Source organism: Terricaulis silvestris (assembly GCF_009792355.1).
GTDB lineage: Bacteria > Pseudomonadota > Alphaproteobacteria > Caulobacterales > Aquidulcibacteraceae > Vitreimonas > Vitreimonas silvestris.
Window position 1 is genome coordinate 3,660,148 of sequence record NZ_CP047045.1, and the last position, 22,974, is coordinate 3,683,121.

The following is a 22,974-nucleotide window of genomic DNA, read 5'->3' on the forward strand; positions in this document are numbered from 1 at the left end:
TGCTACGCGCCTTGCTTGTCCCAGTAGGAGCGGTCGGCGGCGTCGACGATCCAGATGATGAGGCCGAGGATCAGCACGATGGCGAGGATGCCGACTTGCGCTTCGGTGGTGGTGAGGTCGGAAGCGATCACTTGCGGCTGCAAGTAGGCTTTGGGATCGATGCTTTGGATGGTGGCGAGGCCGTCGCTTTGGGTCCACGCCCAGCGGCCGCCGAAGAGCGCAAAGCCGATGAGCCAGGTCCAGAAGCCTTGGGTGCGGCGCATCAAGCGGATCGCGCAGATCAGGAAGAAGAGCCCGGCGCCCGCGAGCAAGCCGACTTCGATCCAGTTCGCGGTGGCGGCTCCCGAGTTGGCGGCGGCGACTTGCGCTTGTGCGACTTGGCTATCGACCTGATCGACGCCGACGCCAGGGGCTTCAAAGCCCGTGATCGCGCCCGCCGCGGCGAGCGCGCCGGCGAAGGTGAGCAGCACCAGGGCCAACAGCGCCAGAATGGCCGGCCAGCGCAGAATGAACGTCATGGGTGTCCCCTCCCAGCCGCTCCCCCGAGCAGGCCTTGTGCTAAGTTATACTTGGACCTTGCACGCCGCCAGTGGCGAAGCGAAAGCGGTTTGGATTCAAAGGCGAAGATCGGGGCGCCGGCGCGCCAGCGGAGGGAATGCATGACTTGGTTCGGGACGGTGAGTGCGGTCAGCGCGCTGCTAATGGGCGCGATGTTTGGGGTGAACGCGTATTTCCAGTTCGCGACGGGCGTGAGCTGGTGGCTCTACGTGCTGACCGCCGCGCTGCTGCTGGTCGGCGGATTTCGCACGCTGCGGAAGATGTCGGGCGGGTTGCGGTTGCTCGGCGGCGCGTGGGGCTTGGCCGCCGGTGTGTTGGCGGTGCCGTTGAGCGCTGCTCGCGCCGATGGCGCAACGTTCGACACCGCTGGTGCGGCGCTGTTTGCAGTCGCGCTCGCGGGCCTCGCGCTGACGGTGCTGCACAAGGAAACCAAGAAGGCTTAACCGAAGGCAAGCAGCGGGTACGCGATTGCGTTGGTCAGCGCGTGCAGGAACCAGCTCGGCGCGATCGAGCCGTTGCCGACGCGCTCATTGAGCCAGGCCATGATCCATCCGCCGGTGGCAGGAAGACCGCCGATGGCGAGCGCTAGCGCTGGATCGAACTTGGGTCCGCCGGGTATCACAAAGATGAGCAGGTGCACGGCGCCGAACAGAATGGCGTGAAGCGTGTTGCCGGCGCCGAAGCCCAGCCAGCGGATCAGGCGCTTGGCGATGAAGCCGCGAAACAGAATCTCTTCGGAGAGCGCGGTCTTGAACAGCGCGACGATCAGGATCTGGCCGACGACGTCGGCGCTCATCCCCTGCTCGCGGATGTGACCGGCGACCGTGTTTGAACCGGCCGCCATGTCGCGGAGGGCTGGCAGCATGAAAACGGCGAGCGATGCGGGGATGAGAATGACGGCGACGCCGAGTGTCCACAGCATTGCCTTGGACGTCGGTGCGATGAGGCCGAAGTAGCGGGGGAAACTCTCCTGCTTGCGCGCGAAGATCGCCCACACGATCAGCGGGATGAGCGTGAAGACCGCGACTTGCAGCGCGGCGTTGATGGCTTCCTGCAGCATCGCGGTAGTTTATCCACAATGATCCGCCTGCGAAACACGAACAACAAGCGGTTAACACCCGTTGTTAGATCGGGTGGGCGCACTTGGAGGTCGCCATGCAGATCACGAAGCTTCGCAATTCCGAAGAAACCGGCCTGGTTCCTGCCGGCGCCTACTTCAAGCGTCTCGCGGCTGATCTGCAAAAGGCCAACGCCACGGAAGCGGCGCGCCAAGATGATCTTGATGCGGAAGACCGTGCACTGGAGGCGATCTACCGCCGCCGCTCGGCGTCGCGCGAAAATACTTACTCGCACCGAGAACTGAGCGCCGCTCTCTGACACCCATTCCCGGATTGCGCGTAGCGCAAGTCCGGGACCCATAAACACGGGTCGTTCAAAAATGAAACGCGACTCGCGTCGCGCTTATTGTGGATTGGTCCGTGTTTATGGGTCCCGGGCTCACGGCTTCGCCGTGCCCCGGGAATGGGTGGAGACCTACAGGTCGAGCAACATCCGTTCCGGATCTTCCAAGCCTTCCTTCACGCGAACCAGGAAGGTGACGGCTTCCTTGCCGTCGACGATGCGGTGATCGTAGCTCATGGCGAGATACATCATCGGGCGCACGACGACTTGCTTGTCGATTACGATCGGGCGGTCCTGGATTTTGTGCATGCCGAGAATGCCGGACTGCGGCGCGTTCAGGATCGGCGTGGACATTAGCGAACCATAGACGCCGCCATTGCTGATCGTGAACGTGGCGCCTTGCAGATCTTCGAGCTTCAGATGGCCATCGCGGGCCTTGAGGCCGAGTTCGCCAATTTCCTTTTCGATCTCGGCCATGGATTTGTGATCGGCGTCGCGCACCACCGGCACGACCAGGCCGCGATCGGTGCCGACGGCGATGCCGATATCGTAGAAATTCTTGTAGATGATGTCGTCGCCGTCGATCTCGGCGTTGACGTTCGGGATTTCCTTCAAGCCGGCGATGCACGCCTTCACGAAAAAGGACATGAAGCCAAGCTTCACGCCGTGCTTCTTCTCGAAGCTGTCTTTGTATTTGTTGCGCGCCGCCATGATGGCCGACATGTCGGCCTCATTGAACGTGGTCAGCATCGCGGCGGTGTTTTGCGCTTCCTTCAAACGGCGCGCGATCGTTTTGCGCAAGCGCGTCATCGGCACGCGCTCTTCGCGATCGGAGACGACGCGCGCTTGCAGCGGCGGATGCGGCGCGGGCGTTTGAGATTGCGCGCCGCGGTTTTCGATGATGGAGAGCGCGTCGGCCTTGGTGACGCGGCCGTCTTTGCCGGAGCCGGTGACGCCGGAGACTTCAACGCCGCCTTCGGCGGCGATGCGCTGCACCGATGGCGGCGCTTGCTTGGCGGCGGTTACGGCTGCAGCAGGTTGCGGCGCTGGCGGCGCGGCGAGTGGAGGTTTCGGCGCTTCGGCTTTTGGCGCAGGCGCGGCTTCGGCTTTCGCCGGTTGCGCCCCTGCCCCGCCCATGCGGCCGAGAATGGCGCCGATGTTGACGGTGGCGCCTTCGGCGGCGACGATTTCGCTCAGCACGCCGGCCTCCGGCGCTGAGACTTCGACCGAGACTTTATCGGTCTCGAGTTCAACCAGCGTCTCGTCCTTGCGCACTGTGTCGCCGGCCTTCTTCATCCACTTGGCGACAGTGGCTTCGCTGACGCTTTCGCCGAGGGTCGGCACAACAATATCGGTCATCTCAATTCACTCGCTTGGTGGCGCATCATGACTGGGGAGGACGGGTGACTCGGTGTGAGTCCAGAATATCCCGTCATTGCCGTTGTTTTTCTGAACAAGCCGCACGCGCTTGGGATCGAGGCCGCGGATCAGGCGGGCGTTGACGCCGATCTTCTCGGCGTCAACGGTTCCGACGAGCGTGGTGTGTGTCGCGCATCCGCAGGTGCGGCAATGGTGAAACTCTAGCTCGCGATCGCCCCACATATAGATGAAGGTGTCAGGCGGGCTGGCGAAATGCACGTCGCGCTGCGGGTAGTAGGCAATGAGCGATCCGTAGAGCCGGCAATGCGAGCAATTGCAGTCGAGCACTTGCGTAGGCTGCTCGACCTCGAAGCGGACCGCGCCGCAATGGCAGGAGGCGCTGACTTTGCTCAACCGAGCGCGCTTTCGAGCAGCGCTTCGAGTTGCTTTAGGTGCTTCGACATCTGACCCGCGGCCGTGGACGCGCTGGCGGGGCGGCCGGCGTAGCGACCGCGCTTGGCCTTGATGCTCATTTTCTCCAGCGTGAGTTCGAGCCACGGTTCGGCGAAGGTGTAGCCGCCCATGTTCTTCGGTTCTTCCTGGCACCAGACCAATTCGGCGTTCGGGAAGCGCGCCAGTTCGTGCATCAGCGACTTCATCGGCCACGGATAGAGTTGCTCGATGCGCAGCAGGTAGATGTCGTCGAGGCCGCGCTTTTCGCGTTCGTCGAGCAGATCGAAATAGACTTTGCCCGAGCAGAGCACGACGCGGCGGATTTCGCTGTCGCCTTTGAGCTTGATCGCTGTGTGGCCGTTGTTGAGCTGGGCGTCGTCCCAGAGCACGCGGTGGAACGAGGTGCCTTCGGCCATGTCGGCGAGATCGGAGACGGCCTTCTTGTGCCGGAGCAGCGATTTCGGCGTGAACACGACGAGCGGCTTGCGGAAATCGCGATGCAGCTGGCGGCGCAGTGCGTGGAAGTAGTTCGCGGGCGTGGTGCAGTTGACGACCTGCATGTTGTCTTCGGCGCATTGCTGCAGGAAGCGTTCGAGGCGCGCGGAGCTGTGCTCCGGGCCCTGCCCTTCGTAGCCGTGCGGCAACAGCATCACGAGCCCGGACATGCGCAGCCACTTGCGCTCGCCGGACGAGATGAACTGATCGATCACGACTTGAGCGCCGTTCACGAAGTCGCCGAACTGCGCTTCCCAGAGCGTCAGCGTTTTCGGATCGGCGAGCGTGTAGCCGTATTCGAAACCGAGCACCGCTTCTTCGCTGAGCAACGAGTCGATGACTTCGTAGTGGGCTTGGCCAGAGCGGATGTTGTTCAGCGGCGTATAGCGCGCTTCGGTTTGTTGATCGATGAAATGCGCGTGACGCTGGCTGAACGTGCCGCGACAGGAATCTTGGCCTGACAGGCGGACGTTGAAGCCTTCGTCGAGCAACGTGCCGAAGGCGAGATGCTCCGCCAGCGACCAATCGATGCCTTGGCCGTCATCGATCGCCTTGCGGCGCGCCTCCACGACGCGCTGCACTGTCTTGTGCATCTCGAACGCGGCGGGAATGTCGGTGATGCGGCGGCCGATGTCGCGGAGCTTGGAGATGGACGCTTCGGTCTTGCCACGGCGATCGTCGTCTTCCGGCAGCGAGAAGCCGGACCAGACGCCGTCGAGCCAATCGGCTTTGTTGACGCGATATTCCTTGCCAGCGTCGAATTCGCGATCGAGGAAGGCATTGAAGTCGTTTTGCCACTCGTCCATTTCGGCCTGCGTGACGACGCCCTCTTTGAGCAAGCGCTCGCTATAGATCGTGAGCGTGGTCGGCTGATCCTTCACGCGGCGATACATGATTGGCTGCGTCATGGTCGGGTCATCGCCTTCGTTGTGGCCGAAGCGGCGATAGCAGAACATGTCGATGACGACGTCTTTGCCGAACAATTGGCGATACTCGGTCGACACCTTCGCGGCGTAGACCACGGCTTCCGGGTCGTCGCCGTTCACATGGAAGATCGGCGCTTGCACCATCAGCGCGACGTCGGATGGGTACGGCGATGAGCGCGAATAGTGCGGCGCGGTGGTGAAGCCGATCTGGTTGTTGATGATGAAGTGCATCGTGCCGCCGGTCTTGTAGCCGCGCAGGCCCGAGAGCGCGAAGCATTCGGCGACGACGCCCTGCCCCGCGAACGCCGCGTCGCCATGGATCAGCAGCGGCATTACGCGCGCGCGCAGGTCGTGCAGCGCCGCGCCCTCTTCCGTCCACGTCGCGGCGAGCGCTTGTTTGGCGCGCGCTTTGCCCAGCACGACGGGGTTCACGATTTCGAGGTGCGATGGATTAGCGGTGAGCGAGAGATGGACGTCATTGCCATCGAAGCTGCGGTCGGACGAGGCGCCGAGGTGATACTTCACGTCACCGGAGCCCAGCACGTCGTCGGGCGTGGCGGAGCCGCCTTGGAATTCGTGGAAGATGGCTTGGTACGGCTTGCCCATCACGGCGGCGAGCACGTTCAAGCGGCCGCGGTGGGCCATGCCGAGGATGATCTCTTCCACGCCGAGCGCGCCGCCGCGTTTGATGATCTGTTCGAGCGCCGGGATCATGGCTTCGCCGCCGTCGAGGCCGAAGCGTTTGGTGCCGGGGTGGCGCTTGTGCACGAACTTCTCGAAGCTCTCGCCTTCGATCAGCTTCTTCAGGATCGAGCGCTTGCCTTCGGGCGTGAAGGTGATGGCTTTGTCCGGACCTTCGATGCGCTCTTGCAGCCAGCTTTTCTCCGTCGGATCGGAGATGTGCATGAACTCGACGCCGACGGTCTCGCAGTAGGTGCGCTTCAGGATCGCAAGCATCTCGTTGATGGTCGCGGTTTGCAGGCCGAGCACGCCGTCGATGAAGATGGGGCGATCGAGATCGTTCGGGCCGAAGCCGTGATTGCCGGGATCGAGTTCGGGCGCCGGTGGGCGCACCTCCATGCCGAGCGGGTCGAGATTGGCGGCGAGGTGACCGCGTGTGCGATAGGCGCGGATCATCATCAGCGCGCGCACGCTATCGCGCGCGGCTTGCTGCACGTCTTGCGTTGAGGCGCCAGGCAAGCGCGCGGCGACGCGTTGTTCGAGCTTGGCGGCGAGGCCGGCCCAGCCGCCATCCATCAGCGCCGTCGTTTCAGTGGTCTTCGGTTGCGCCAGTTCGGCGCGATACCAGCTCGGGCCGCGTACAGCAGCGGCTACGGCTTCGGGATCGTCGCGCACTTGGTCGAAGAAGGCGCGCCAGGAGGCGTCGACCGAGTTCGGATCACGGGCGTAGCGCGCCGCCATTTCCTCAATGAACGTCGCGTTGGCGCCGTAAAGGAAGCTCGTTTCGAGCATCGCTGTATTGGGCAAGCTGCGGGCGTCATCCGCCATGGAACGCTGACCTCTCGGAAAACCGGTCGAACCCATGAAAAATATAGGGCGCACCGTCAGACGGCGCCCCTTCTAAAGTGCGTCGGTAAAGGATTGAAGGGCTGCGAAGGCGGAAGGGTGCTGGTTTACTCAGCGGCCGCCAACGAGAGTGCAGTTTATCCCGCGGCGGGGCAGCGGGAACGCTGAAAGGCCTGCCATTGCCCATCAGTCATCCGCTCAATAGCCACTGCCCCGGAAATCGAAACGTCTGTCACCACCAACCAGCCGTCTTCGATACGGAGCGGTTCATTCACGCGGCGAAAGAACGCCTCGTAGCCCTCAAGGGCAAATTCGACGTTGATGGAGTTGAAAGCCGGACGGTTCCAGGCCGGTACCTCCGCTGAACGCAGCAAGTGGATTGCTCCCAATCTAAGGGTTCGTGTGAAGGCAGGTTGGGCGCTCCCCTCAGCACCAAGGATGCCCCAATCTTGGTTGCGACCAAGAGCAGCTGCGCCGCGCCGACGTTGTTCTTGTTGTCCCCACATGAACGGCCGGCGGTCATAGGGATCAGCGATCCGCGCGTGGAACGCTGTTCGCGCCGTTTGCGTAGTCGGATCCACGTCGCCCAAGCAGACCGCCGGGCTGTAGTGCTGCGACGACGGCCCAGTGGTGGCGCAGTAGACAGGCGCGCCAACGCCAAACACATCGGCATCGGTGCGGACCACCCACAGCGGCGTTAGCAACGCCCCATCGCGCAGGCCGAGGTCAGGGCGAGGCAATTGGACGGGGCGAGGAGCGAGTGGTTGCAGTTCGAGGGTCGCGACATTTGCCGTCGGATAGAACGAGCCGTCCGACGCCAGCGTTGTTCGCCTAACGCGGAACGCTTGCTCCACGCGATCGCCTGATGAAGCGACTTGGATGCTTGGCCCCTCGGGACACCAGTTGAGCGGATCGATTTGCGCGGACGCGTCGTCTGCCGACGCGATCAAGGCGAACACTGCAACGAGCGGAGCGCGCATCTTCAACCCTTCAACAGCTCGCTCATCGTCCGGCCCAGCGCGGCCGGGTGCGGCGCTACCTTGATGCCGGCGGCTTCCAGTGCGGCGATTTTCGACGGCGCGTCGCCTTTGCCGCCCGAAATGATCGCGCCGGCGTGGCCCATGCGGCGGCCGGGCGGCGCTGTGCTGCCGGCGATGAAACCGACGACGGGTTTCCAGCGACCCTTTTTCTTTTCGTCGGCCAGGAATTGCGCGGCGTCTTCTTCGGCGGCGCCGCCGATTTCGCCGATCATGACGATGGACTTGGTTTCATCGTCGGCGAGGAAGCGCTCGAGCACGTCGATAAATTCCATGCCCTTCACGGGGTCTCCGCCGATGCCGACGGCTGTCGATTGGCCGAGGTCCTCGTTGGTGGTTTGGAACACGGCTTCGTAGGTCAGCGTGCCGGAGCGCGAGACGACGCCGACACTGCCCTTCTTGAAGATCTGGCCGGGCATGATGCCGATCTTGCACTCGTTCGGCGTGAGGATGCCGGGGCAGTTCGGGCCGAGCAGGATCGAGTTCGACGTCGCCAGCTTTGCCTTCACGCGCACCATGTCGAGCACCGGAATGCCTTCGGTGATGCAGACGATGAACGGGATTTCGGCGTCGATGGCTTCGTCGATTGCGGCGGCGGCGTGCGGCGGCGGCACGTAGATCACCGTCGCGTCGGCGCCGGCGCGTTCCTTGGCTTCAGCGACGGTGTTGAAGACCGGTAGGCCGAGATGGGTTTGGCCGCCCTTCCCCGGGCTGACGCCGCCGGTCATCTTGGTGCCGTAGGCGATGGCTTGCTCGGAGTGGAACGTGCCGTTCTTGCCGGTGAAGCCCTGGCAAATGACGCGCGTCGCGGCGTTGACGAGAATGGACAAAGCTTGCGGCCCCCGAGAATGTCGGTGCGGGCATAACCCCTGGGGACCGCGCCTGCAAATCCCAAGCTGACGCGCCCTAGTCGGATGGCCGACGCGACGATAAGGTCGGCGAAAACGGGAGGGGTGGATGAAGATCTGGATCGCGCTGGCGGCGGCAGTGCTGCTTACGGCTTGTGCATCGTCCCGGCCTCAAACCTTCACCGGCCAGTTCACGGCGCCGCCCGCGGGCTCGCGCATCGTGGTGATGACGCCGGATGTGCAGCTCGGCGTGCTGACGGCGGCAGGTTTGCAGGAACCGCGCGAAGATTGGTCGCGTTCGGCGCGTGATGGCCTGGCGCGGGCGCTGGCGGCACAAATTCAGCACGAAGGCCATACCGGCAGCACGCTCGATCCGACCACGGCGATGGAAGGTCGTGTCGGCCAGATCATCCGGCTGCACGACGCAGTGGGCACTTCGATCCTTGCTGTGAACTATGGCGGCGCCAACCTGCCGACGCGGCGCGGCAATTTCGAATGGACGCTTGGCGACGGCGTGCAGGAATTGGCGACGACCTACAACGCCGACTACGCGCTGTTCGTGACCGCGCGCGGTTCGTACGCGAGTTCTGGGCGCGTCGCGGCTATGGTGGGCATGGCGATCCTTGGCATCGGCGTGCCTCTGGGTGGGCAGCAGGGTTTCGCGTCGCTGGTCGATCTGCGTACTGGGAACGTGATCTGGTTCAACGTGGCGCAAGCGTCGCCGAACCAAGACATGCGCGATCCGGGCGGCGCGGCGAGCTTCGTGACTACGCTGCTCAACGACGCGCCGCTATGAGACGCGCGCTTATTGCGGCATGCTTGGCGCTGGCGCTTGCGGCGCCAGCCGCAGCGCAAGACGTCCCTGCCCCGTCGCGACAACGGCCGCTTGAAAACACCGATGAAGGCGGGCTTTGGGGCATGTCTGACCGCGCCGAAGCGCAGGCGCGGGCGTCTGGGCAGATCGAGCGCGATCCGGCGCTGAACGAATACGTGCGCGGCGTCGCGTGCCGGGTGGCGGCGCGTTATTGCGGCGACGTGCGCGTTTACGTGATGAACCGGCCGTTCTTCAACGCGTCGATGGCGCCAAACGGCTACATGGAAGTGTGGTCCGGTTTGTTGCTGCGCGCGGATGACGAAGCGCAATTGGCGTTCGTATTGGGCCACGAGACCACGCACTACGCCGAGCAACACTCGATCGAGATGATGCGCACGGTGCGCGGACGCGCGACGGCGGCGATGATCCTCTCCGTGGGCGCATCGGCGGCGGGCGCGGGGTATGCCGGCGATCTGATTTATCTTGGCACGTTGGCCAGCGTGTTCGGCTATTCGCGCGAGAAGGAAACCGAAGCGGACATGGCCGGCTTCGATCACACCGCGGCTGCCGGCTACGATGTCGGCGCGGGCGCCGCGATCTGGACGAGCCTCATTGCGGAGACGCGCGCGTCGGACAATCCAGATGTGCGCCGGCGCGAGACACGTGGCAGCATCTTCGCAACGCACCCGGTTTCCACCGAGCGCGTGCAAGCGTTGCAGGCGCGCGCGACACAGCGTGGCGCCGGCGGCGAGACGTTCCGTGAGCGCTATCGCGCGGCGATCCGGCCGCATCTCGATCCGTGGCTACGTGCGGAGCTGCGGCGGCGTGATTTCGGACAGACGATGCAGATTCTGGATCGGCTCGCGGCGCACGGCGAGGATCTGGGTGTGGTTGAATATTATCGCGGTGAAGTGAACCGCATTCGCCGCGGCAACGGCGATCGCGATCGGGCAAAGACGCATTATCTGGCGGCGATCGCGCAACCTGATGCGCCTGCGGCGGCTTGGCGCGAGCTAGGTGAAATGGCGGCGCGCGATGGCAACAACGCGGAAGCGGCGCAACTGTTTGCAACATATCTGGAGCGCGCGCCGAACGCGGAAGACCGCGCTTTGGTGGAAGCGCGCGTCGCGCAGATTTCGGGGGGAGCGCAATGACGACACGGCGTGGATTGTTGGCGGCGGCGCTTGGCGGCGCGGTCGCGGCGGGATGCGCGAGCTCGGGCGGATTGCGCTCTGGCGCGTACACCAATGTCGGCACGTTCAACATCACGCTGCCGCGAGAATGGTCGGACATCACGTTCATGCTGGCGAACCGGCCGCGCAATTTGCGCATGCTCTCTATCGATGGACCGCTGCTGAACCGGCTTTATTTGGCGTCGTTGATGCCGGGTGAATCGCTGTTGCGTCCGCGCGATCGCGATACGCCGCGGCCGACGTTCCGCACCGACATGAGCGACAGCGAGTTGGTTGAGTTCGTCGTCGATTGCGTGGCGGTCGAGTATCAATCGCCAGCGGCGAGCGCATTGCGGCCGCAGACGTTCGCAGGCCAACCCGGCGTACGTTTCGATGTCAGCGCTCAAACGGCGGAGGGTTTGAACATTTCCGGCACGTCGCTGGTCGCGCGCGCGAACGACCGGCTGCACATGCTGCTCTTCCTCGCGCCGAGTGAGCACTATTACGGCGCGATGCTGCCAGAAATCGAGACGATCTTTGCGGGGGCTACACCGGCGACGGCTTAACCCATGATGAAGGCGTTGAGCTTGTTGCCGTCGGGATCGCGGAAATAGCCGGCGTAAAAGCCAGGCAGGCCCGGCCGCGGGCCAGCTTCGCCTTCACATTTGGCGCCCATTGAGATCGCCAGACTGTAGATGCGGTCGACTTGGGCCGCATCCTTGCACTCGAGCGCCACCATCACGCCATTGCCCACGGTTGCTGTGTTGCCGTCAAAGGGCTTGGTGAGGCCGATGCCCGCGCCGCCGCCGGGTTTGCCCCAGGCGATGAAGGTGTCCATGTCGAACATACGCCCGACGCCGAGCTCGCCGCAGATAGCGTCATAGAATTTCGCCGCGCGCTGAAGATCGTTGGTGCCCAGTGTGACGTAGCCGATCATGGCGTCTCCCCTCTTGCTTGGCCCTCGCCTCATTGTGCTAAGCGGGGCGGGCATGGTTTAGACCCGCGCGGAGCGAAGCGAAAATGGAAAAAGACCGGCTGCTGGCGTTCAGCGATGGCGTCATCGCCATCATCATCACGATCATGGTGCTGGAGCTGCGCCCGCCGCATGAGGCGACCTTAGAAGCCCTGCGCCAACTGGCGCCGACGTTTCTGAGCTATGTGCTCTCGTTCATCTACATCGCGATCTACTGGAACAATCACCACCACATGCTCTACGCCGCGAAGGCCGTGAACGGCGCGATTTTGTGGGCAAACATGGGGTTGCTGTTCTGCTTGTCGCTGGTGCCGTTCACGACGGCGTGGCTCGGCGAAACCGAAGGCGCCGTGTGGCCGACGGCGATCTATGGCGTCTCGCTGATCTTGCCGGCGTTCGCGTACGTCATCCTGCAAACGCTGATCGTGCGCGCCGACGGGCCCGACAGCGTACTTGCGCGCGCGATCAAGGCGGGTGGCGACTGGAAGGGCAAGCTTTCGCCGCTGGTTTACGCGGCGGGGATTGTGGCGGCGTTCTTTGCACCGGTGGTGGCGTGGGCGCTGTACGTGCTGGTGGCGCTGATCTGGCTGGTGCCGGATCGAAGGATCGAGCGGGTTGTGGCGGGGGGTTAGCGGGGCGCCGCTGCTAGCGTATCCACCGCGTGTAGTTCATCGCGATCGCGTCCGATGGCACGTGAACTTTGGTGCGGATGTCGTTCAAATTGATCACGACGAGATCGCCCTCGCCTGCTTCGTGGCGCGCGTTCGCATCGTAATAGGTCGCGGATCGATCGGCCGAACCGGCGATCGACGCAAACGATATTCCGACGCCAGCGAGGTCGTGTCGATTTGGCTCGCCGAACCGGGCCACCATAAGCGCTCGCACTGCGTCGAAATCCACCGGTTTGGCCAAGAGACTCGCTGTATTCACGGCCGCTATCGGAGTCTTCCGTTCATGCGCGACCGAATGGTCGGCCGTCAGGAAGAAGCCGGGATTGCGAAACGCCGCCTGACGCTTGAGCTTGATAACATCGCGCCGTGACGGGACTTTGAAGTCGAAGCGCTCAAAGCCGCCGCGCAACGCCGCGACTTCCACCAAGTCGATGTCGGCCTCGGTTTCAAAACACAGCTCACAAAACGCGTCGAAGACGACGGTGGCCTGAAGCTCGTTGTCCGCGGCCTGAAGCACGCTACCCTTCACAGCCGCCACGATGTGCGCGCGGCGCGCGGGAGATCGTCGGCGCCGACGTATCCGATCATGGTGCTTCCTACTCCAGTTCGCCGGCGTTGGCGGCGGTCTGCGAGTAAGCGCTTTGCACCGTAATTCGAAAACCGCGCTTGCCGCAGATCTCCATAATCGCATCCATAGCGCCGGGGTGCTCGCTTAGAACCTCAGGCGCGATCTCAAGACCTTCGTCAGGGCAGGGAAAGCCGTCCGTTGGGCCTGCGTAAGCCAGAACTATCAAATTTGTCGTCTGGCGCAAGAAAGCATAGGTGCCCCCATCCCCGCGGGAGTACGTCAAGTCGAATCGTGAGGCCAAGGCCGCGATCTCTTCGTCCGCCACATCCCCGACTGCGCGCACTGCGAATCCACATTCCAAAGCGAACCCATCCTCATGCCGATAGACCCGAGCCATCATTATGGGTTGTTCATTCTCACCAGGTGGCGAGAAAGACATCGTCTCGGCTGTGTTCTGTCCGGGCACCAAGCCACTAGCGAGCGCGAACGGAGCGGCCCGCTCCGGACTCTCGGCGGCGATGAGGCAAAACTCCATCCCTATCGGGATCATGTCGCGCGACGTTTGAGCGAGCGCATTCCCCGGGACGCACGCGACCGCAAATAGCACCGCAGGAGCAAAGCTCGACAGCCTGCGCAGCGCGGTTCGCATCCCTACCCCTTCACAGCCGCCACGATCTTCCGTGCAGCATCTTCCAAATCATCCGCGGCGATCACGTTCAGCCCGCTGTTGCGGATGATGGCTTTGCCTTCGTTGACGTTGGTGCCTTCGAGGCGGACGACGAGCGGCACTTCGAGGCCGACGGCTTTCACCGCGGCGATGACGCCTTCGGCGATGACGTCGCAGCGCGCGATGCCGCCGAAGATGTTCACGAGGATGCCTTTTACCTTCGGGTCGGCGAGGATGATCTTGAAGGCGGCTTCGACTTTCGCTTTGTCGGCGCCGCCGCCGACGTCGAGGAAGTTGGCGGGCTCGGCGCCGAACAGCTTGATGATGTCCATCGTCGCCATGGCGAGGCCGGCGCCGTTGACGAGGCAGCCGATTTCACCGTCGAGCGCGATGTAGGAGAGATCATATTTCGAGGCTTCGATCTCGCGCTCGTCTTCTTCGCCAATGTCGCGGAGATCGGCCCATTCCTTGTGGCGGAACGCGGCGTTGGAATCGAAGCTGACCTTGGCGTCGCCGCAGAGGATTTTGTTGTCCTCGGTGACGATGAGCGGATTGATCTCCAAGAGGCTCATGTCGCTCTTGGTGAAGGCATCGTACAATTTCGGGATCAGTTCCAAAACTTGGCCCGCGATGGCGCCGCTGACGCCGAAGGCGCTCGCGATCTTTTCGCAGTCGGCGCGGGTCGGACCAGTGAGCGAATCGATGCCGACGGTAGTGATTTTCTCCGGCGTATCGTGCGCGACTTCTTCGATGTTCATGCCGCCGGCCTCAGAGGCGACGAACGCGACGCGGCCCTGCTCGCGATCGACGAGCGCGGAGAGGTAGAATTCCTTGGCGATCTTCACGCCTTCTTCGATGTAGATGCGCTTGACGACGCGGCCGGCGGCGCCGGTTTGCAGCGTGACCAGCGTGTTGCCGAGCATCTGGCTCGCGAAGAGCCCGACATCTTCCGGCTTGAAGGCGATGCGCACGCCGCCCTTCTCGCCTGCCGTCGTTTCCTTGAACTTGCCCTTGCCGCGGCCGCCGGCGTGGATCTGGCTCTTCACCGCCCACACCGAGCCGCCAAGCTTGGCGGCGGCGTCGATGGCTTCCTCGGTGGTGAAGGCGGGAAAGCCGCGCGGGACCGGCGCGCCGAAGCTCTTCAGAACTGCTTTGCCTTGGTATTCGTGGATGTTCATCGCGGCCCCAAAAAATTTGAAATCGTGTTGGATTCGGCTCGCTTTATAGAGCCAGAGCGTGCGCCGCCAAGCCCGCGATGGCGCAGGCAGCCAAAACCAACAGCAGATTGGCCTTGAACCGGATCAACGCGATGCCTGCCGCTAGGGCTAGGCCGACCATCCAGAGCCGCGCGGTGGCTGGGTCCGGCAGTTCGACCGGACCGATGTGGATTTGCGCGGTGAAGAGCGCGTGCGCGGCGAAGAAGAGCGCGAGCTTGGCGATGACGCCGAGAACGGCCGCCGTGATTGCGGCGAGTGCGCCGGCGGCGTGGCGGTTGTGCTCGAGACGCTCGGCGATGGGCGCGCCGGCGAAGATCCAGACGAACGATGGCGCAAACGTGCACCAGAGTGCGATGGCTGCGGCCGTGAGCGCGAGTGGGAGGCCGCCTGTGGTCCAGCCGGCGAGGAAGCCGACGAACTCGTTGACGAGAATAAGCGGGCCCGGCGTGGTTTCGGCGAGGCCGAGGCCGTCGATCATTTGCGCCGGCGTAAGCCAGCCGCGCGTGGCCGCTTCGGTAGCGAGATACGCGAGCAACGCGTAGGCGCCGCCGAAGGTGACGCAGGCGAGGATCGAGAAGAGCAGCGCGACTTGGAAGAGGACGTGGTCCGTGCCGAGGGTGACGGCGATGAGTGCTGGTGGTGCGAGCCAGAGGATGAGCCAGAGGATGGCGTGGGCGTATGCTCCCCCGCGCACGGGGGAGCTGTCAGGACGCGTAGCGGCCTGACTGAGGGGGGCGTCCCCCTCCCCTCGCTTCGCTCGGACCTCCCCCGCAAGCGGGTGAGGAATAAGCGCGCCGATTGCGCCGGCTGCGATGATCACCAACGGAAACGGTGCGCCGAGGATGAGAGCTACGAACGCGGCGATGGCGATCCAGATTGCCGTGTTCGTTTTCAGTGCGCGTTTGCCGACTTTCACCAGCGCTTCGGCGACGAGCGCGACGACGGCGCACTTTACGCCGTCGAACGCTGCGGCGACGAGCGGGAGTTCGCCGTAGCTCACATAGAGCCACGACAGCGCTAGCACGATCAACGCACCGGGGATGACGAAGAGCCAGCCGGCGATCAGTGCGCCTTGCCAGCCACGCAGGCGCCAGCCGATGTATGTTGCGAGCTGCTGCGCTTCAGGACCCGGCAACAGCATGCAAAACGCGAGCATGCGCTGGAAGCGCGCGTCGTCGATCCAGTTGCGCTCGTCGACGAAGACACGGTGCATCAGCGCGATTTGTCCGGCGGGACCGCCGAAGCCGAGGCAGCCGACTTTAAGGGATTCGCGGAAGAGCGTTGAAAGCAACGGCGCAGCGTTCATGGTTCACCTAGTTAGCATCGCCCGCGATGCTTCGGCGAACCTCAGCGGGAGATCGCGCATCCCGCACGTCGAGCGCTAGCGTGGATTGGCGACACCTGCAATCGCGCCGGACTCATCTGTGGGTTTATCTTCGCCGTATGCCATTTCACCGGCTGCAACCGAGGTGCCGAGTTGTGGCGCGAATTCTTCCTTGGTGAGCGGGCCCTCGCGGGTGCTGCGGCGCCAAAACATGGCGGCGGCGACGAGCACAGCGGCGAAGCCCGCGAACCAGAACATGCCGGCGACGTCGTAGACATCGACCAGCGGGCCGAGGATCAGCGGGCCGACGACAGAGCCCGCAGCCCAAACGAACAGCAAACCGGCTGCCGATTGCGCGAGTTTGCCGGGCTCGGCGCGGTCCGCCATGTGCGCGACGGCGATGCCGTAGAAGCTGAGCGCGCCCGCGCCCCACAAGAAGAACAGCAGCACGGCGGAAAAGCTGTCGAGCCGGCCGCTCCAGATTGCGAGCGCGAACGCGGCGACGGCAGCGAGCGCTGCCAGTGCGGCGATCACCAAGCGGCGATCGACGCGATCGGAAATGCGGCCCGCCGGCCATTGCAGAGTAAGCGAGCCGAGGAACGCGGCGGAGTAAAACTCGGCCGCGGCGTTGGCGCCGTAATGTTGCGCGGCATAAAGCGGCGCGAGCGCGAGCACGCCGCCGTTCACCAGCCCTGCCCCGAAGCTGCCGATAACGGCGGCGGGCGCGGTGGCGAATTGTTCGACCAATGCGAGTGGTTGCGCTTTGGGCGGGTCCGGCTGGGCGGCAGAGGTAAAGCAGATCGGCACCATGGAAACAGCCGCGAGTGCTGCGGCGATCATCCACGGCTCGGCCGAGTATGGCGCGTAGTTGAAGGCCAGGAACGGCCCAAACGCGAGCGCGCCTTTGGTGAACACCATGTAGACGCTCATGACTTCGCCACGCACGCGCGGGCCAATCGAGAACGCGAGCCAGCTTTCGATCGCCGCGAACATCAGCGCCACGGCAAAGCCCGCGCCCATACGCGCAACGCCCCACGACCAGACGTCGTTGCTGAAGTGCAGCGCAAGCGTCGCGACCGAAAAGATCGCCGCGCATGCGGCGTAGACGCGGATGTGGCCGACACGCGCCAGCATCATGGTGGCGATCATCGCGCCCATCATGAAGCCGGCGGAATACGAGGCGGCGACCAAGCCCAACGCCGTGCTGGAATGGCCCTCCTCCGCGAACGCCAGCGGAATGCGGACGCCGAGCAAACCACCCGCAAGCTGCAGAATGGTGACGGCGGCAATCAATGCAGCGACGTTGCGTAGCAAGCTCGTCATGGGACGGGCCGCTTCTAGAGGTGATTTGCATGCGATGGAACGTGCAAATCCGCCGCGCTATCCCAGCAAAAATTCAAACATGAAGCGGCCAGGCAGAAAGGTCAGCACGCCGGCGATGAGCAAACCGCCGACGAACATACCGGTCATGGCGCGTTTGTGTGCGTCAACCTTACGGTTGCGTATGGCGAAGATCGCCATTGGCAGGCCGATGATGGTCCAACCGCTGAGCAAGTGGATGAACGAATAGAAATTGCCGTTGAGGCCGGTGATGAAAAGGCTGGAGACAGCGGTGGTCGCCATCGCGATCACCCAGGTCCAACCTAGGGTTTTGTGAAAGCCGGTGCCTTTCGGTTTGAACAGGATCACGGTGCCGACGCCGAGCGCCGTCAGCGCCGCCAAGATGTGAAGCTTGATCGTAAGGGGCAGCGCTATCCACAGAGTCCAATCCGGCGCGTGCGGCGCCACATTGGCGAAGGCGGCGCCCAGTTCGGCCCGGAGCGGATAGAGCGCGGCGACCAGCACCGCCACAAGGACCGCCCAGCCGATCCAGGATGCGCGCTTCGCGGTGGGGTTCGTTTCAGCCATGGATCGCTCTCCGTTCGATGCTAGATGCGTGACCGCAGGAGCCGCCTGGTGCAGCCGGAACTACGTGAAAGCTCTCCGTCCGCGCGTGAAACGCCCGCGTCCGCAATTGGCGAAGCGCCAAATGCGGGCTTGTGGGCGCATGATTGGGTGCGCAGCTTCACGGTAGCGACCGCAGCGGGGCTGTTTTTGGCGTTTGTCGGCGCGATGGATTCGGGGCGACTGCCGGTGCTGATACGGCTCGCCTACTGGATGCCGTTGATGTGGGGCGGCACCGCCGTTGGCCACGGCATGTCGTGGCTGGTGAACCGCATACCGCGGGCGCGGAGCAATACTTGGCTGTTCGGCGCCCTGCTCTCAGTCGTGATTGCAGTGCCGATCACCTTCATCGTGTGGGGTTATTCGCGGCTGATGTTCAACGGCGCGCCGCCACTCGGGCCGCTGTTCGGATCAGTCCTGGTGATCTCCGTGGCGATGACGGCGCTAATGATCCTGGTGACGCAGCCAGGACGGGTTACGCATGCGCCGCCTGCCGGCGCCGCTGTTAGTTCGGTGCGGTTTGCGGAGCGGTTGCCGGCGAAGCTGAAGGGTGCGGTGATCTACGCGGTGTCGGCGGAGGATCATTATTTGCGGCTGCACACGTCGAAGGGATCGGATCTGATCTTGATGCGACTGAGCGATGCGATCGCCGAGCTTGACGGCTTGGAGGGGGCGCAGACCCATCGCTCGTGGTGGGTGGCGCGCGATGCGGTGGAGAGCGCGCGGCGCGACGGCGACAAGATGGTGCTGACGCTCAAAGGTGGCGCCGAAGCGCCTGTCAGCCGACCGAATGTGAAGCCGCTGCGCGACGCGCGTTGGTACTAGGCGTTCGCTGCGCCGGGCTTGCCGAAGATCAGATAGATCACGAACAGCACGATCATCACGCTATCGACGATGACGGCTGTCTGCAGGCCGGCGAGATAACGCTCGCCCTGCATCAAGATCAGCGCGATGAATGCAATCTTGCTCGTGCCCGCGACGACGAGCGCGACTTTGCGCGAGGGTGGGTGGAACGCGCCATAGATCAGCAGCGCGCCCATGAGGCCGATCAGGATTCCCCAATTCGGTACGACGACGCTCGCCATCGCGCCTTCGGGCGTCTCATTGAAATACGATTGAATTGCCGCTTCCGGCGACACGGCGGCGTAAAGCATGGTGAGCGTCAACATCCCGGCGACCACCATGACGCCCACGAAAATCTTCTCGAACATGATTTCCTCCGCAGCGGCACAATAGGGTGCAGTGCGAGGAGCGTCACGCGCTTAGAGAGGCGCGCGTTGGAAGCGCAGGATTTCTTCCGTGATGGTTTCGCCGTGGCGAAGGCGGATCGTCATGACGATGCGGTCGGCGCCTTCGCGGCGAATTTCCAGGCCGTTGAAAATGAGCGCATCGGGGCCAGCGGAGACGGGCTCGAACGTCACCCACTCGGCTTTTTCCTCCCAGCCAACCATGTCCGGGTTGAAGTGCTTCACGCGCATGCGGACGCCGCCTTCGACGACATCCATCATCAGGAATTCGTAGAATTGCGGTTGGCCGTCGCGCCAATAGCGGAAGTGGCCGACCATCTGGCCGCCGACGGGCGGCGTCCAGGCTTCTTCCATTTGCCCGCCGAAGCCTTCGCCAACCCAACGCCCGGCGAGCCACGCGGCGTCATCGATGGTGGCGACCGCTAGCGGCGCCGCGGTTTGCGCTTGCGCGGCGCAGGCGCCGCTGAGCAAAGCGGCGGCGATCATGGCGGACTTCAGAAGCTTGATCATAATGACCCTCCTCAGCCCATGACGCGCACCACGCACTCATTTCGACATTACTCCGCGGGCGGGGCCGGCGGTGTCAGCACCCAATCGCTATCCGCCACCAGATAAGCGAACACGGCCCAAGCGGCGACGTTCTGGCGAAGCGCTTCGGGATCGATGGCGTCCAGCGTGTCGTTCGGGGTGTGGTGGACGTCGAAATAGAGGCTGCCATCCTGATTGAGATCGACGATGGCCGCGCCAGTGCGGCGGATGGCGTCGACATCGGCGCCGCCGCCCGTTGTGTTGTTGCCGAGATTGACGCCGAGCGGGGCGAGTTGGCGTTGAATGGCGCGGGCGTATTGCAGCGCGTCTTCGTTAAACAGCGTGCTCACCGAGTAGATGCGGCCGGCGCCGAAATCGCTTTCAGCGGCGACGACATGGGTTTCGCTGCCGTGGACGCGGCCATACTCGCGGCCGCCGAACACGCCGTTCTCTTCGGCGCCCGCGAGCAGAATGCGGATGGTGCGGCGCGGGCGGCGCGGCAGATCGCGGATCAGTTTCGCCGCCGCCGTGATGATGGCGACACCGGCGCCGTCATCGACCGCGCCCTGCCCCAGGTCCCAAGAATCCAAGTGCGCGGCGAGCAGCACGATTTCTTCCGGACGCTCACGGCCGCGAATTTCGGCGATGACATTGCCCGACGGCGCTTCGTCGCGGACTTCGACTTGGATGTTGAGGTTGACGCGCACCGCGCCGCCTTGCGCCAGGCGACCAAGTACGTCGGCGTCGGCCGGCGAGAGTGCAGCTACTGGAAGCGAGGTGCCGAGCGGCATCTGGCGCACGCTGCCGCCTTGGTGCGCGACGCGCTGCGTGTCAGTGCCGACGGAGCGAATGATGCACGCCGCGGCGCCGCGTGCTTGCGCGCGTGACGCGCACCCGCCGCGCTTGGCGACAGCCGGGCCATAGCCTGAGCCGTCTTGCGTGCGCGTCATACGCTCATCGATGAAAACGATGCGGCCTTGCACTTGCGCGCTGGTCGCGGCTTCGAGTGCTGCGAGTGACTCAAAGCGGATCACTTCGGCTTCGAGACCGCCCTCGGGCGTTGGCGCGGAGCCGCCGAGTGCAGCGATCACCATGGGTTGGCGCGAGGGCGAGACGATTGACGCTTCTTCGCGCACCGCATCCCAAAACGGCATCGTGAACGGCTCGATGCGCACATTGCTGAAACCCTGGCGGCGCAGCATGGCGGCGGACCACTCGCGCGCGCGTGCTTCAGCTTCGCTCGCGGCGAGACGCGGGCCGACGTCGGTGACGAGGCCTTCGACGATGTCCCACGCCAGATCGCTTTCGAGCGCTGCGTTGCGCAGGCGTTCGACGTTGCGTTGTTGTTCAGCGCTGATCGGCGCGACGACGGGCGCTGGTTGTGCTTGTTGCGCATTCGCCGATGAGGCGAGCGCCAGCACCGCTAGTCCGAAAGCAAAGTTCCGCATGTCGTCCCCCAAATAGCTAGCGCTCAAGGTGGCGGTGCAGAGCGGAGATTCAAGCGCGAAGCGACGATTGAGCGAGAAAAGGAGCGCCGGTCTTCAGACCCGCATGATCCTGTCAGGTATTGCGATGCGGGTCTGAAAGCCCGCGCTCCTTTAACGCCGCGCTTTCCAGGCCGTTTTGGATTGGCCGTAGATGTCGACTTTGTGCGCCTCATACGGTGGCGGGATCGGCACGTCTTCGCGCTCGACCTGCGCGCCGAGGCGAAGTGCGAGCGCAATCGACGGCGCGTTGGCTTTGTCGATGCAGTGGATGATGTGATCCCAGCCGAGATGATCGAAGGCCCAGTCCATCGCGGCCGTGGCGCCTTCGAGCGCGAAACCCTGCCCTGCCGCGCTTTTCTTCAAGCCCCAGCCGACTTCGTTGCCGGGCCACGCGCCTTCGAGGCCGCCCGGGCGCCACGGACCGAGGCGGCCGATCCATTCGCCGGTGTCGCGGCGCAGCACGGAAAACATCGAGTAGCCGAGCAGCGGCCACGAACCCGCAAGCATCGACATGCCGCGCCACGCCGCATCGCGCGGCGCCACGCCGCCGATGAAGCGCATGGTGTCTTCCTCGAGGGACATTTCGGCGAAGCCGTCGAAATCTTCATGCCGCGGCGGGCGCAAGATGAGACGCGCTGTGGTGAGGGTTGGGCCGATCGTCATTGCTCTAACGTTCGCAGGTTGGAGCGCGGGCCTCCGGCCCGCACAGCGCTAACGTTGCAGACTTCCGCGATGCGCGCCAGGAGGCGCGCGCTCCAACTTTCACGCACCTTAGCCGACAGATGGATCGATACCCTTGCACGCATCAACCAAGCCTTTCACAGCGCCGACGCTGTGATCGAACATCGCGCGTTCTTCCGGGGAGAGCGCGATCTCGATCACTTTCTCAACGCCGCCCGCGCCGATGATGCACGGCACGCCGACATACATGTCGTTCAAGCCGTACTGGCCGGTGAGGTTCGCGGCGCATGGGAGCACGCGCTTTTTATCGCGCAGATAGCTCTTCGCCATCACAATCGCGCTTTCGGCCGGCGCGTAGAACGCCGAGCCCGTCTTCAGCAGGCCGACGATTTCGGCGCCGCCGTCGCGGGTGCGTTGGATGATCTGGTCGAGCTTTTCTTGGCTGGTCCAACCCATCTTCACCAGGTCCGGCAGCGGAATGCCGGCGATGGTGGAGTAGCGCGCGAGCGGCACCATGGTGTCGCCGTGGCCGCCGAGCACGAAGGCGGAAACGTCTTCGACGCTGACTTTGAACTCTTCGGCGAGGAAGTAGCGGAAGCGCGCGCTATCCAACACGCCGGCCATGCCGACGACCTTGTTGTGCGGCAGCTTGGAGAACTGGCGCAACGCCCACACCATGGCGTCGAGCGGATTGGTGACGACGATGACGAACGCGTTTGGCGCGTGCTGCGCAATGCCCTCGCCCACCGCCTTCATGACTTTGAGATTGATCCCGAGCAGATCGTCGCGGCTCATGCCGGGCTTGCGCGGCACGCCAGCGGTGACGATGCAAACATCGGCGCCGGCGATTCCGGCGTAATCGTTGGCGCCTTTGAGCGCGCTATCCCTGCCGAACACCGGCGAGGCTTCGGCGATGTCCAGCGCCTTGCCCTGCGGCACGCCTTCAACGACGTCGAACAGGATGACATCGCCCAGCTCCTCGCGCGCGGCGATGTGGGCGAGCGTGCCGCCAATCATGCCAGAACCGATGAGAGCAATTTTCGCGCGGGCCATGGGGCGCTCCGGGAATCAGGGAAA

The 22,974-nt window shown here is 64.0% G+C and carries 26 protein-coding genes; 7 read left to right on the forward strand and 19 right to left on the reverse strand.

Annotated elements, in window-relative coordinates:
- Positions 1–2 precede the first annotated feature (2 nt).
- Positions 3–518 carry a hypothetical protein gene (locus DSM104635_RS18725; RefSeq protein WP_158767696.1) on the reverse strand — a complete coding sequence of 172 codons (516 nt, stop codon included), beginning with the start codon at positions 516–518 and terminating at the stop codon, positions 3–5.
- Between the two features lie 141 nt (positions 519–659).
- Between DSM104635_RS18725 and DSM104635_RS18730 the strand changes: the two genes are divergently transcribed.
- Positions 660–1,001 carry a hypothetical protein gene (locus tag DSM104635_RS18730; protein WP_158767697.1) on the forward strand — a complete coding sequence of 114 codons (342 nt, stop codon included), beginning with the start codon at positions 660–662 and terminating at the stop codon, positions 999–1,001.
- On the opposite strand, the gene DSM104635_RS18735 is transcribed toward DSM104635_RS18730, so the two are convergent.
- Positions 998–1,618 (reverse strand): CPBP family intramembrane glutamic endopeptidase, encoded by a 621-nt coding sequence (locus DSM104635_RS18735; protein WP_158767698.1) that lies wholly within the window; start codon positions 1,616–1,618, stop codon positions 998–1,000. The genes DSM104635_RS18730 and DSM104635_RS18735 overlap by 4 nt on opposite strands.
- A 95-nt stretch (positions 1,619–1,713) precedes the next feature.
- Between DSM104635_RS18735 and DSM104635_RS18740 the strand changes: the two genes are divergently transcribed.
- Positions 1,714–1,935, forward strand: coding sequence for a hypothetical protein (locus DSM104635_RS18740; RefSeq protein WP_158767699.1), 222 nt, complete (start codon positions 1,714–1,716; stop codon positions 1,933–1,935).
- A 156-nt stretch (positions 1,936–2,091) separates the two neighbouring features.
- On the opposite strand, the gene odhB is transcribed toward DSM104635_RS18740, so the two are convergent.
- The 5 genes from odhB to sucD form a co-directional block, all read right to left on the reverse strand.
- Positions 2,092–3,318, reverse strand: a complete 1,227-nt coding sequence (gene odhB / locus DSM104635_RS18745) for a 2-oxoglutarate dehydrogenase complex dihydrolipoyllysine-residue succinyltransferase (RefSeq protein ID WP_158767700.1) — start codon at positions 3,316–3,318, stop codon at positions 2,092–2,094.
- Positions 3,319–3,324: 6 nt separating this feature from the next.
- Positions 3,325–3,732, reverse strand: a complete 408-nt coding sequence (locus DSM104635_RS18750) for a GFA family protein (protein WP_158767701.1) — start codon at positions 3,730–3,732, stop codon at positions 3,325–3,327.
- Positions 3,729–6,701, reverse strand: coding sequence for a 2-oxoglutarate dehydrogenase E1 component (locus DSM104635_RS18755; RefSeq protein WP_158767702.1), 2,973 nt, complete (start codon positions 6,699–6,701; stop codon positions 3,729–3,731). The genes DSM104635_RS18750 and DSM104635_RS18755 overlap by 4 nt, the downstream gene beginning before the upstream one ends.
- Positions 6,702–6,856: 155 nt before the next feature.
- Positions 6,857–7,699 carry a hypothetical protein gene (locus tag DSM104635_RS18760; RefSeq protein WP_158767703.1) on the reverse strand — a complete coding sequence of 281 codons (843 nt, stop codon included), beginning with the start codon at positions 7,697–7,699 and terminating at the stop codon, positions 6,857–6,859.
- A gap of 2 nt (positions 7,700–7,701) precedes the next feature.
- The gene (gene sucD, locus DSM104635_RS18765) at positions 7,702–8,586 is read right to left on the reverse strand and encodes a succinate--CoA ligase subunit alpha (protein ID WP_158767704.1); all 885 of its coding nucleotides are present in this window, start codon (positions 8,584–8,586) and stop codon (positions 7,702–7,704) included.
- Between the two features lie 127 nt (positions 8,587–8,713).
- Between sucD and DSM104635_RS18770 the strand changes: the two genes are divergently transcribed.
- The 3 genes from DSM104635_RS18770 to DSM104635_RS18780 are packed head-to-tail and all read left to right on the forward strand — an operon-like array spanning position 8,714 to position 11,156.
- Positions 8,714–9,400 (forward strand): hypothetical protein, encoded by a 687-nt coding sequence (locus DSM104635_RS18770; RefSeq protein ID WP_158767706.1) that lies wholly within the window; start codon positions 8,714–8,716, stop codon positions 9,398–9,400.
- On the forward strand, positions 9,397–10,572 hold the full coding sequence (locus DSM104635_RS18775) for a M48 family metallopeptidase (RefSeq protein ID WP_158767708.1): 1,176 nt from the start codon (positions 9,397–9,399) through the stop codon (positions 10,570–10,572). The genes DSM104635_RS18770 and DSM104635_RS18775 overlap by 4 nt, the downstream gene beginning before the upstream one ends.
- Positions 10,569–11,156, forward strand: coding sequence for a hypothetical protein (locus DSM104635_RS18780; RefSeq protein WP_158767710.1), 588 nt, complete (start codon positions 10,569–10,571; stop codon positions 11,154–11,156). The genes DSM104635_RS18775 and DSM104635_RS18780 overlap by 4 nt, the downstream gene beginning before the upstream one ends.
- Here the strand turns inward: DSM104635_RS18780 and DSM104635_RS18785 are convergent.
- Positions 11,153–11,527 (reverse strand): VOC family protein, encoded by a 375-nt coding sequence (locus DSM104635_RS18785; RefSeq protein ID WP_158767712.1) that lies wholly within the window; start codon positions 11,525–11,527, stop codon positions 11,153–11,155. The two genes, DSM104635_RS18780 and DSM104635_RS18785, sit on opposite strands and share 4 nt — an antisense overlap.
- 83 nt (positions 11,528–11,610) lie before the next feature.
- Here DSM104635_RS18785 and DSM104635_RS18790 point away from each other — a divergent pair, with 83 nt between their 5' ends.
- On the forward strand, positions 11,611–12,195 hold the full coding sequence (locus DSM104635_RS18790) for a TMEM175 family protein (protein WP_158767713.1): 585 nt from the start codon (positions 11,611–11,613) through the stop codon (positions 12,193–12,195).
- Positions 12,196–12,208: 13 nt separating this feature from the next.
- Here the strand turns inward: DSM104635_RS18790 and DSM104635_RS18795 are convergent, their stop codons facing one another.
- The 6 genes from DSM104635_RS18795 to DSM104635_RS18820 form a co-directional block, all read right to left on the reverse strand.
- Complete coding sequence (locus DSM104635_RS18795; protein ID WP_158767715.1) at positions 12,209–12,751, reverse strand: hypothetical protein; 543 nt, start codon at positions 12,749–12,751, stop codon at positions 12,209–12,211.
- A 79-nt stretch (positions 12,752–12,830) separates the two neighbouring features.
- Entirely contained in the window at positions 12,831–13,451 is a 621-nt protein-coding gene (locus DSM104635_RS18800; RefSeq protein WP_158767716.1) for a hypothetical protein, read from the reverse strand.
- 2 nt (positions 13,452–13,453) lie between these two features.
- Positions 13,454–14,647 (reverse strand): ADP-forming succinate--CoA ligase subunit beta, encoded by a 1,194-nt coding sequence (gene sucC / locus DSM104635_RS18805; RefSeq protein WP_158767718.1) that lies wholly within the window; start codon positions 14,645–14,647, stop codon positions 13,454–13,456.
- 43 nt (positions 14,648–14,690) lie between these two features.
- Entirely contained in the window at positions 14,691–15,992 is a 1,302-nt protein-coding gene (gene chrA, locus DSM104635_RS18810) for a chromate efflux transporter (RefSeq protein WP_158767720.1), read from the reverse strand.
- 75 nt (positions 15,993–16,067) lie between these two features.
- The gene (locus tag DSM104635_RS18815; protein WP_158767722.1) at positions 16,068–17,333 is read right to left on the reverse strand and encodes an MFS transporter; all 1,266 of its coding nucleotides are present in this window, start codon (positions 17,331–17,333) and stop codon (positions 16,068–16,070) included.
- Between the two features lie 57 nt (positions 17,334–17,390).
- Positions 17,391–17,918, reverse strand: a complete 528-nt coding sequence (locus DSM104635_RS18820; RefSeq protein WP_158767723.1) for a DUF2306 domain-containing protein — start codon at positions 17,916–17,918, stop codon at positions 17,391–17,393.
- Between the two features lie 24 nt (positions 17,919–17,942).
- On the opposite strand from DSM104635_RS18820, the gene DSM104635_RS18825 reads away from it, so the two are divergent.
- The gene (locus tag DSM104635_RS18825; RefSeq protein ID WP_158767725.1) at positions 17,943–18,779 is read left to right on the forward strand and encodes a LytTR family DNA-binding domain-containing protein; all 837 of its coding nucleotides are present in this window, start codon (positions 17,943–17,945) and stop codon (positions 18,777–18,779) included.
- Here the strand turns inward: DSM104635_RS18825 and DSM104635_RS18830 are convergent.
- From DSM104635_RS18830 to mdh, 5 genes are all read right to left on the reverse strand, one after another.
- The gene (locus DSM104635_RS18830) at positions 18,776–19,165 is read right to left on the reverse strand and encodes a hypothetical protein (RefSeq protein ID WP_158767727.1); all 390 of its coding nucleotides are present in this window, start codon (positions 19,163–19,165) and stop codon (positions 18,776–18,778) included. The genes DSM104635_RS18825 and DSM104635_RS18830 overlap by 4 nt on opposite strands.
- A gap of 51 nt (positions 19,166–19,216) precedes the next feature.
- Complete coding sequence (locus tag DSM104635_RS18835) at positions 19,217–19,711, reverse strand: DUF6265 family protein (protein WP_158767729.1); 495 nt, start codon at positions 19,709–19,711, stop codon at positions 19,217–19,219.
- Positions 19,712–19,758: 47 nt separating this feature from the next.
- Entirely contained in the window at positions 19,759–21,177 is a 1,419-nt protein-coding gene (locus tag DSM104635_RS18840) for a M28 family peptidase (RefSeq protein WP_158767731.1), read from the reverse strand.
- Between the two features lie 150 nt (positions 21,178–21,327).
- The gene (locus DSM104635_RS18845; protein WP_158767733.1) at positions 21,328–21,879 is read right to left on the reverse strand and encodes a GNAT family N-acetyltransferase; all 552 of its coding nucleotides are present in this window, start codon (positions 21,877–21,879) and stop codon (positions 21,328–21,330) included.
- Positions 21,880–21,987: 108 nt separating this feature from the next.
- The gene (mdh, locus tag DSM104635_RS18850) at positions 21,988–22,950 is read right to left on the reverse strand and encodes a malate dehydrogenase (protein WP_158767734.1); all 963 of its coding nucleotides are present in this window, start codon (positions 22,948–22,950) and stop codon (positions 21,988–21,990) included.
- Between the last annotated feature and the right edge of the window lie 24 nt (positions 22,951–22,974).